This is a genomic window from Marinomonas phaeophyticola (genome assembly GCF_026966905.1).
Classification (GTDB): Bacteria; Pseudomonadota; Gammaproteobacteria; order Pseudomonadales; family Marinomonadaceae; genus Marinomonas; species Marinomonas phaeophyticola.
In genome coordinates, this window is record NZ_JAPUBN010000012.1 from 1 (window position 1) to 8,034 (window position 8,034).

8 protein-coding genes are annotated in these 8,034 nt (G+C 38.3%); 7 read left to right on the forward strand and 1 reads right to left on the reverse strand.

Translation table 11 applies throughout. The annotated features are described in order from the left end of the window. Nucleotides 1–55: 55 nt before the first annotated feature. A complete protein-coding gene (locus O1D97_RS06195; RefSeq protein WP_261734908.1) occupies nt 56–922 on the reverse strand; it encodes a RepB family plasmid replication initiator protein in 867 nt (288 codons plus the stop codon). Nucleotides 923–2,694: 1,772 nt separating this feature from the next. On the opposite strand from O1D97_RS06195, the gene O1D97_RS06200 reads away from it, so the two are divergent. The 7 genes from O1D97_RS06200 to O1D97_RS06230 all read left to right on the forward strand — a co-directional run bounded on the left by O1D97_RS06200 (nt 2,695) and on the right by O1D97_RS06230 (nt 7,809). Continuing rightward, nucleotides 2,695–3,564, forward strand: coding sequence for a phage integrase N-terminal domain-containing protein (locus O1D97_RS06200; protein WP_269123875.1), 870 nt, complete (start codon nt 2,695–2,697; stop codon nt 3,562–3,564). An 88-nt stretch (nt 3,565–3,652) separates the two neighbouring features. Continuing rightward, the gene (locus tag O1D97_RS06205; RefSeq protein ID WP_261734910.1) at nt 3,653–3,904 is read left to right on the forward strand and encodes a hypothetical protein; all 252 of its coding nucleotides are present in this window, start codon (nt 3,653–3,655) and stop codon (nt 3,902–3,904) included. Next, a complete protein-coding gene (locus tag O1D97_RS06210; protein WP_261734911.1) occupies nt 3,894–4,046 on the forward strand; it encodes a hypothetical protein in 153 nt (50 codons plus the stop codon). Before O1D97_RS06205 ends, O1D97_RS06210 begins: the two co-directional genes overlap by 11 nt. A gap of 726 nt (nt 4,047–4,772) precedes the next feature. Continuing rightward, complete coding sequence (locus O1D97_RS06215) at nt 4,773–5,753, forward strand: hypothetical protein (RefSeq protein ID WP_261734912.1); 981 nt, start codon at nt 4,773–4,775, stop codon at nt 5,751–5,753. A gap of 765 nt (nt 5,754–6,518) precedes the next feature. Beyond that, the gene (locus O1D97_RS06220; RefSeq protein WP_261734903.1) at nt 6,519–6,650 is read left to right on the forward strand and encodes a hypothetical protein; all 132 of its coding nucleotides are present in this window, start codon (nt 6,519–6,521) and stop codon (nt 6,648–6,650) included. A gap of 478 nt (nt 6,651–7,128) precedes the next feature. Beyond that, a complete protein-coding gene (locus O1D97_RS06225) occupies nt 7,129–7,434 on the forward strand; it encodes a type II toxin-antitoxin system RelE/ParE family toxin (RefSeq protein WP_261734904.1) in 306 nt (101 codons plus the stop codon). A gap of 75 nt (nt 7,435–7,509) precedes the next feature. After that, nucleotides 7,510–7,809, forward strand: coding sequence for a HigA family addiction module antitoxin (locus O1D97_RS06230; RefSeq protein WP_261734905.1), 300 nt, complete (start codon nt 7,510–7,512; stop codon nt 7,807–7,809). The last annotated feature ends 225 nt before the right edge of the window (nt 7,810–8,034 follow it).

Sequence of the window (8,034 nt, forward strand, 5' to 3'; positions counted from 1 at the left end):
CGTAACTTGATAATGTAACTTTTGAAAAGGTTACATTATCAAAATGGAACAGCTGTTATTTTTTCTCTAGTTTTTTATAACGTTGATCGATTATGTAGTATTGCTCACCATTTTTTGCAGTGAAGTTACCTGATAAATAACCAATGCTTTCCAGTTTACGAATGCCTGCTTTGATCTTACGGTTTGCTTCTTTTTTTGTTGTCTCGAGACGCAAGCGATCTCTTAAGCGTTCAAACGATACTGGGTGAGGCTTGTTGGGGAGCGAAGTGAAATATAAATACAAACATTGTGCTACTTCTGCTCGGGGTAGCTTTTCCAATATTCGTAAATTAACCAATACTTGATAATCTAAACAATAAAGATCCCATAGAGTTTCATCAGCCATCAATTCGACTAAATCTTCTTCACCATCGTACATTGCACGTAATAACATACCGGTATGGACTGCCTTTACCGTGTTTTTTCGGCGAAATGAAAGACTCTGGCTTTGAATTCGCTCTAAAGATTCACCGATTTGACGTCTTAAGTTTTTATCGAATCGACGGCTCGGATAACCACAATCTTTTGCAAACTCAGCAAATGATATCCTGACTGTATTCGATGAGTAACCAAGTTTACTGAAAACTAATACAATACCGCACCAGACTTTAAAATCAGTTTCGATATTGAGGCGTTGACCTCTAACTGTAACTGAGTCATACCCTTCTCTTTTGCATAAATCTAGGTGTACGAGGTCTTGGCTTAAGTCTTGAGATTTGATATCACTGATATTCGTTCTACGCCCCACAGGCGTAAAAACTCCTGTTCTAAGAAGAACATTAGGCTGAACGCTTGCATTGCTGTTAATTGTCAGCAGATGTTTACTATTGCTATAAAGTAATTCCGTATTGGCGCTAGGTAATGGCTTGTCTAATGTTTCCATATATCCCACTTCTTTTTAACCCAATTAGAGTACACCATGAAACCCATTTAGAATACGCCTAATTATGGTTTAACATGGTTACTTGATTTCCTAGTAGCGTACTGCACATTTTTATCTATAAATCTTTTTCAAATTCAAATCTCTATTTGCCTAGACTTCTGACTTATTGATATTTTTTGATAAAGGACGTTTACCCACTCGGCATACACCATTGGCTCTTTTTTGAACGGTAAAAAGATGCTTTAAGAGTGTTAATACAGTTAAAATCGGTGATATGTATAGGTATTTGATGAGTCGAAATTATGATTATTTATTTGTGGATAAGAAAATAATAATATTGTGCAGGTGAAGGTGTTTGGCTCTAAATGTTTGTTTTTATTTATTTATTTTTTTATTTTACAATTTAGCCATTATGGATAGAACCCAATTAGCATACACCATTTACCCAATTAGAATACACCGTTTACCCAATTAGAATACACCGTTTACCCAATTAGAATACACCGTTTACCCAATCAGAATACACCGTTTACCCAATCAGAATACACCTTGATAGGCTGTATCCTTTGGTGTGCAAGGGCTACAGCCCACCTTGGATCTATTAGGATCTATTAGGATCTAATAAGGATCTTATTGGATCTGAACTGTGGACAAATCTAAATTTCATCGATTAAGAACCCTTCTTGGGGGGCTTGCCCCCCGCCAGCCCTTCCCTCGCTACGCTCGTTTCCGGCATCCCCCAAATAATGCCTCGCCATTTCCTGCCGTTGGCAGGGGCGAGAGCGAAAGAACGAACCGGAAGGGTTCGCTTTGCCTTCGGCCGTTAGCCTGTGTTTGGAATTGAACTTTGGTTTAAAAGCATGTTGCTTCGCAACTGTCTGGCAGAAATACGAAGTCAAAACCAAAGCTAAGGGCTCTAAATGAAGATTTGAGGAGTTTTCAGCCAAAAAACGTGGACTTGTGAGGCTTGAATCAAGAAAGGGGCTTAAAACGCTTTTTATAGCCTCTGAGCACTTACCGATTAGCGAAGTCTATCGGCAAGTGAGAAGTGGCTAATTCTTTACTTTGGCAGTTTCAAATACAGGTGACGGCAAATGAAAAATCCGACAACAAGGATAACGAGAACTGAAATTTGAGAGAAAGACATAAGGCGTATCCAGTGGATGATTTTGTTCAAGATTAGCACAAGCTAATCTTGATAAAGGTTACAATTTCAAGCGGGTTAAATGTGAAAAAATGGTAGGGTGTATGTCACTCCACATAGGGGAGTGACATACACCCGATGCTGCTCCTTATGCGGGGAAATAACCATTTTTTCGCATTCTCAGCGCATTATTAGCAAGTTGCGGGTTGCACAGAGATCAAGCTTGCGGTAAATTCAAATTTCTCCTATCGCATCTCTCGATGCTTACATATCTAAACTCTCCCAAGTTAATAATCTCCGAACCCAACAGGGTTTTTTAGGGTCTCTAGATAAAACTAGATTTGGTGTAAGCGTTCAACAGAACCGCACCATCTGGGCAATTCGCCTGTAATAACACATCGCTCAATATCATCTGATTTTTTAGATGGGTTCATTCTGCTGTCGGCATTAAGAACGAGCATTAACACTAAACTGAATTCCGAAATGGCCGCTTGCGTATGCAGAAGGTCGCCGTGTTATTAGCCCGCCGAGAACATGATTTTTCCTATAAAAACGCCCTGCGGGGCGCTTTCCTTTTTGTATTTCTGTATTTAACTATTTTGATTTTGTAACTTATTCAAGGTGTTTTATGGCCTCTAATTTTTTATTTGAAGCGAATAAGCTTTTAAGACAGCACTGCACTAACTCATTTGCGACTAAATCTGAGCGATTTAAAACGATCAGGTTGATAGATAGGCAGCTTGTAGAGCTTGGTTTTAAAGGGGTTGCTCTGAAAGGTCTTAAGACAAGGCATGTCGAGGCACTGATCGCTAAATGGCAAGAAGATAGACTCAACCCTGGCACCATTAAAAATCGTATGGCACATGTTCGTTGGTTAAGCGAAAAGATTAATAAGGTAGGATTGGTATCTTCGTCTAACGCGAAACTTGGCATTGAGAATCGCAAGTATATTACTAATAATAACAAGGGTGTAACCCTTACTCAGATGCAGTTGAATTTGATACCCGATCAACACCTAAAAATGTCCCTCAGGCTTCAAACTGCATTTGGTTTAAGGCGCGAAGAAGCCATGAAGATCCAACCAGAAAAAGCAGATCATGGCGATCATTTAGTGCTTGATGCTTCTTGGTGTAAAGGCGGTCGAGATCGCATCATTCCTATTTTGACTGAGGCACAACGCCAAGTATTGAATGAGGCGAAGCAATTGACCCAGAGCCGATCGCTTATTCCGGCGCAACGAACGTATGTTCAACAGATGAAACGTTATGAAAATACCTGTATTCAAATTAATTTAGGTAAGGGACATGGTTTACGCCATAGCTACGCGCATCAACGTTACTTGACGTTAACCGGATTCGATTGCCCTGCAGTTTCTGGCATACGAGTGAGAAGGCTTACTACTGAACAAAAAGCGGCTGATAAGGCTGCTAGAGAAATAATTACACGTGAATTGGGGCATGGCCGAATACAAGTGACAGCCGTTTATTTGGGAAGTTAATTGGACAATATTTTAATATCAAAATGGCTTGATATTGTAACATTTTCAAGTTATATTTGATTCTGTAACTTAATCAAGGTGGGATGAAATGGAAAAGAAACAACATGGTGGTGCGCGCCCAGGTGCAGGCCGTAAAACAAAATACGAAAGTACTGTTGTTATGCGGGTTCCAGAGAAATACAGGGGTGCAATCAAAGCGCTAATTTCGCATTTAGACGCTACTGATATGGTTGATAAAAACTATTCTGCCGTGGAGTCAGAAGCGGTTTATTTACGTTCTCTGCAAGATAAAAAACAGCATATTACCTTTATAACGGAGCCGTTGAAGAGTGAAATCTAAAGCTGAGTTAATGGAAGAACTGGAGAGCTTAAAATTAGGAATTAACGGGCTTCTGGATAAAAAAGTTGGTTCTCCAGAAGTGACAGCTTGGCAGGAAAGAGTTTTGGAAATAAAAAAGCTTATGAAAGCTAAATCGCATTAGCCATATTGAAATTGATTTCACTATTGATAACTTGAAATTGTAACTTATTCAAGTTTGTTTTCACTGAAAACACTTAATTGAGCTTAAATCTTACTCGAAACGTGAGTGGCATCAACTTGCTTTTTTTGTGCGCTTTTAAGGTGAGCACTCCAATACGGTTTAGTATTAGAGTGCTGATAAAGGCAAATTGTCAGCTTTTATTTATTCTGGTTGTGGGCACACTTTTCCTGAGCTGCATAATGGAACAATAGTTACTGTTCCTTCTGTTATTATGCTTTCTTTAGCTCCGCGGATCATAAGTCCAGAATGATTTAAAGCTGTGAGGAACGCTGACCATGATGCCTGAGAAAAATTTACAAGCTTATAGCTTGTGGTAAAGGGGTTTTTCTCTCTTAAATCTATAAAGTTATGCTTATCTTCAATTTTTATAAATTTAAAATGAACTTTAGCTGCAAAGGCAAAGCCTGCCCGCAGTGCGGTAAGCGCTATTCACGTAAAATTCATAACAACACCCACAGTACACATTCAAATTAATCTTTCGTGAAAGATGAAGTTACTTAGCGACTAATTTACTCCATCTAAACCTCAATGCTCTTTATCTACTAAGTAATATTACAAATAGCTAATGCAAACAGGTTGTTAACAATTGCACATTAGGTAAGCAAATTGTTCACACAATGCTTTAAATATGTAATTATGAGTTGTCTAAAAAGGAGTTTTAACAATATGAAGTTATTAACAATGACTGCTGCAGTTGCTTTATTAATATCAATTTCACCAGTAAAAGCAGATGAATGGCTACCGATTTACCAAGGTGAAAACGGCACTTTGGAATCGCACGATACTTATCCGCAGAATTATAAATATACCTCTCCTGAAAATACTGTTATTTCAATAACATCTAGCGGGAATGATTTACGAATTAGATTTACTGATGACAGCTACAGACATGTAGATTATTACACGGAAGAAGTTGTGGATGTTTCCAAGCCAATTTACAACCCAGATCCAGAGCCTCCAGGAGGAGGTATGCCGCTTTCAATCATGAAAACTGGGAGTTACAGTACAAACACTAACCTATATAACTTAACCGACTATACAAAGCCTAATTGGAACATTACCTCGGCTAATAAAACAGCATACGAAAAATACCTTCTTCTAATGCAAGATATTGAAGAACTGCAACTTCCAAAATTAACACCAAAGCGTACAGTTATTGATGAAATCTTGCAGAGTTTACCTGCACAATATTCAGCAAGCTCTTGTGAATATGAAAGGGGTAAAGCGGCTATTGGGTACGAAGGATCGTCCAACGCATACCTATGTTCAGTCGCTGAAGGGATTGCTTATACAGGTATGTCTGTAACAGCGCTTCTAGCCTGTTATACACCAGGTGTTAATGTTGCAACATGCTCGGGAGCAATATCTGCAGCAGTTACTTCCGCAGCTGTGTATATTTCAGCTATCAACCGATGCCAGATTGCAAACGCAGATGCTCAACATGCACTAGAAGTTTGTGAAGCTAATAACGACGTCCCACCACAAACCACTAGTACCGAAGAGCCTCCAATAAATGTGGGCACTGGCGCAGGGGGCGGAATTGGTGGCGGTTCACCTAGGATGATTTGCTCCAATTGGGCTCACGCTTACACAAACGGCAACTATCAATACTCACTATGCTTAGGCTACGAAATTCTGTTTATTTAGGAGAGAGTATGAATTTTTCTGAAGTAAGGAAAAATATCTCAAGGCTAGAAATGATTGTAATTGGCCTCTTGATATTTACTCTAATATTAAATGGTATACAGAGCTTTACATCTGATACACCTAACTTTATGAGTATAGTGTATTTAATGATAGCTTTACTTTTTACAAATCTGTTTAGCTATTCAGTAAAGCAAATTCTACAGGCTATAGAAGAGTGTAGAGAACCATCTGAATAGCTTTTGCTATATGTCGGAACTGAGCATAAATTGGCTCGGTTCCGACATTTCTTCTCAGTTGATTTATTTCCAAATTTGCATGCCATAAGCTCGACTTTTACTTGACGTCACACCCAAAACTTTTAGCTCCACAATTATTTCTGGTAGGTATCAATAAATTAGAGATATTTAACCAAGTAGCATCAATTTATATAGAACACTTCTGAGCACTCAAACCTCACGTTGACTTGCAAAAGCCATAAAGCTACCCACCACAAAGCAAGCTCATTGATCTGACAAAGCATTTTGTTGGCTGGACGCATTATATATGTTCTACATCTTAAAGTTCCTTTTTAAATTAAAAACGCCTCATGTTAACCTTTTGCTTGCATTGTGTGAGCGTCTTGCTGTTCAGGTGTTGGTTTATTGTTGTGCTGGCTGTTTTTCAGTCAAATATTAAGTGGTTTACTTACACTCTCTGCAAGGAAAAAAAGCAACATGTAATCTTCAGAGCGGAGCCGTTGAAGAGGTGAGGTCTAAAGTTGAGTTAATGGAAGAACTGGAGAGCTTAAAATTAGGAATTAACGGGCTTCTGGATAAAAAAGTTGGTTCTCCAGAAGTGACAGCTTGGCAGGAAAGAGTTTTGAAAATAAAAAAGCTTATGAAAGCTAAATCGCATTAGCCATATTGAAATTGATTTCACTATTGATAACTTGAAAATGTAATTTATTCAAGTTTGTTTTCACTGAAAACACTTAATTGAGCTTAAATCTTACTCGAAACGTGAGTGGCATCAACTTGCTTTTTTTTTGTGCACTTTTGGTGTTAAACTTTCAATTCCAAACAGTACCTTTTCGATGAGAATAGCTACCTAAAAGATAGCTTTCGTTAGCTAGAGCTGGGGTAACACCTATTTTCAGTGGTTAAGTGGGCTATTTAACATAACTGCCAATTGTGTGCAGTTTAAAATGTGGTTGACACGTGTAACGTTACAGGTTACCGTTTGCTTGTTGCAGATGACCACCCTATGTGAAGAACTCTAGTGTGAGTAAATACATTCAATAGCTCGGTAAGTGTTATTTGGTAACACCTAAATCAAATAAGGATAAGGCTATGAATTTTATTGAAAATGCTAGATTTTACATTAGGAGGTATACAGATTGGCAATCAAGAGTTTTTCACATAAAGGACTTAAAAATTACTTTTATGACAATAATGCAAAAGGGCTAAATCCAAATCATGTTAAAAAGATTGGATTTATATTAGATGCAATAGATTCATCTCACCATCCCCAAGACCTAAAGGCTTTGTATCTAAATCAATTTTCTGAGAAAAAAGGGTCTGGTGAAGGTGTTTACAGTATTGAGATTAACGGTAACTGGCGGATAACCTTTCAAATAAATGATGAAGGCGCCATATTGCTTGATTATGTGGATTATCACGGAAAAAAAATCAAAGCCCGTTAGCTCAACCTTACAATAAAATGTACCTATAATTAATCGATTATAGGTACATTTTATCTCTCGATTTTAGGAGAAAAAATGAGACAGATTAGAAAACCTTCACATCCAGGAGAATTTTTCAAATTCACTGTTTTAGATGATAGAGGGATATCTATAACGTCGGCAGCAGAACACTTAGGTGTTACCAGAAAGGCGTTAAGTGAATTTGTTAATGGGAAGGCCAAATGTTCCCACGCTATGGCTAGACGTTTAGCTGAGTCAACAGGGACTGGGGTAGCTATTTGGATTAACATGCAAGCTAAGCTTGATACTTGGGAGGCTGAGAACATGGATAAGCCTGTAAATATTACAGCTCTTCCTGAGGCTCGCGTAGCATAATTTTTTAGTTATATTTTTTATTAGAAAAGGCTGCCAAATTGGCGGCCTTTTTGATCTTAACAATAGGCGCACGTCATTTAAATTGTTAACTAGTGTGGCACGCGTTGCAACAATAGTAACAACCATTAATTCGAAATGAAGGGTTTGCTTTTTTCACTTCAGATACAGCTCCAGCACAAGTTGCGTGAGTTCCTGCCGAAACTTGATTTTCAAGTAGTGGCATGT

What these genes read in the sequence shown, in the direction of transcription:
- O1D97_RS06195 (WP_261734908.1), bottom strand. Translation starts at nt 922, where the DNA reads ATGGAAACATTAGACAAGCCATTACCTAGCGCCAATACGGAATTACTT.
- O1D97_RS06230 (WP_261734905.1), top strand. Translation starts at nt 7,510, where the DNA reads ATGAGACAGATTAGAAAACCTTCACATCCAGGAGAATTTTTCAAATTC.
- O1D97_RS06220 (WP_261734903.1), top strand. Translation starts at nt 6,519, where the DNA reads ATGGAAGAACTGGAGAGCTTAAAATTAGGAATTAACGGGCTTCTGGAT.
- O1D97_RS06205 (WP_261734910.1), top strand. Translation starts at nt 3,653, where the DNA reads ATGGAAAAGAAACAACATGGTGGTGCGCGCCCAGGTGCAGGCCGTAAA.
- O1D97_RS06200 (WP_269123875.1), top strand. Translation starts at nt 2,695, where the DNA reads ATGGCCTCTAATTTTTTATTTGAAGCGAATAAGCTTTTAAGACAGCAC.
- O1D97_RS06215 (WP_261734912.1), top strand. Translation starts at nt 4,773, where the DNA reads ATGAAGTTATTAACAATGACTGCTGCAGTTGCTTTATTAATATCAATT.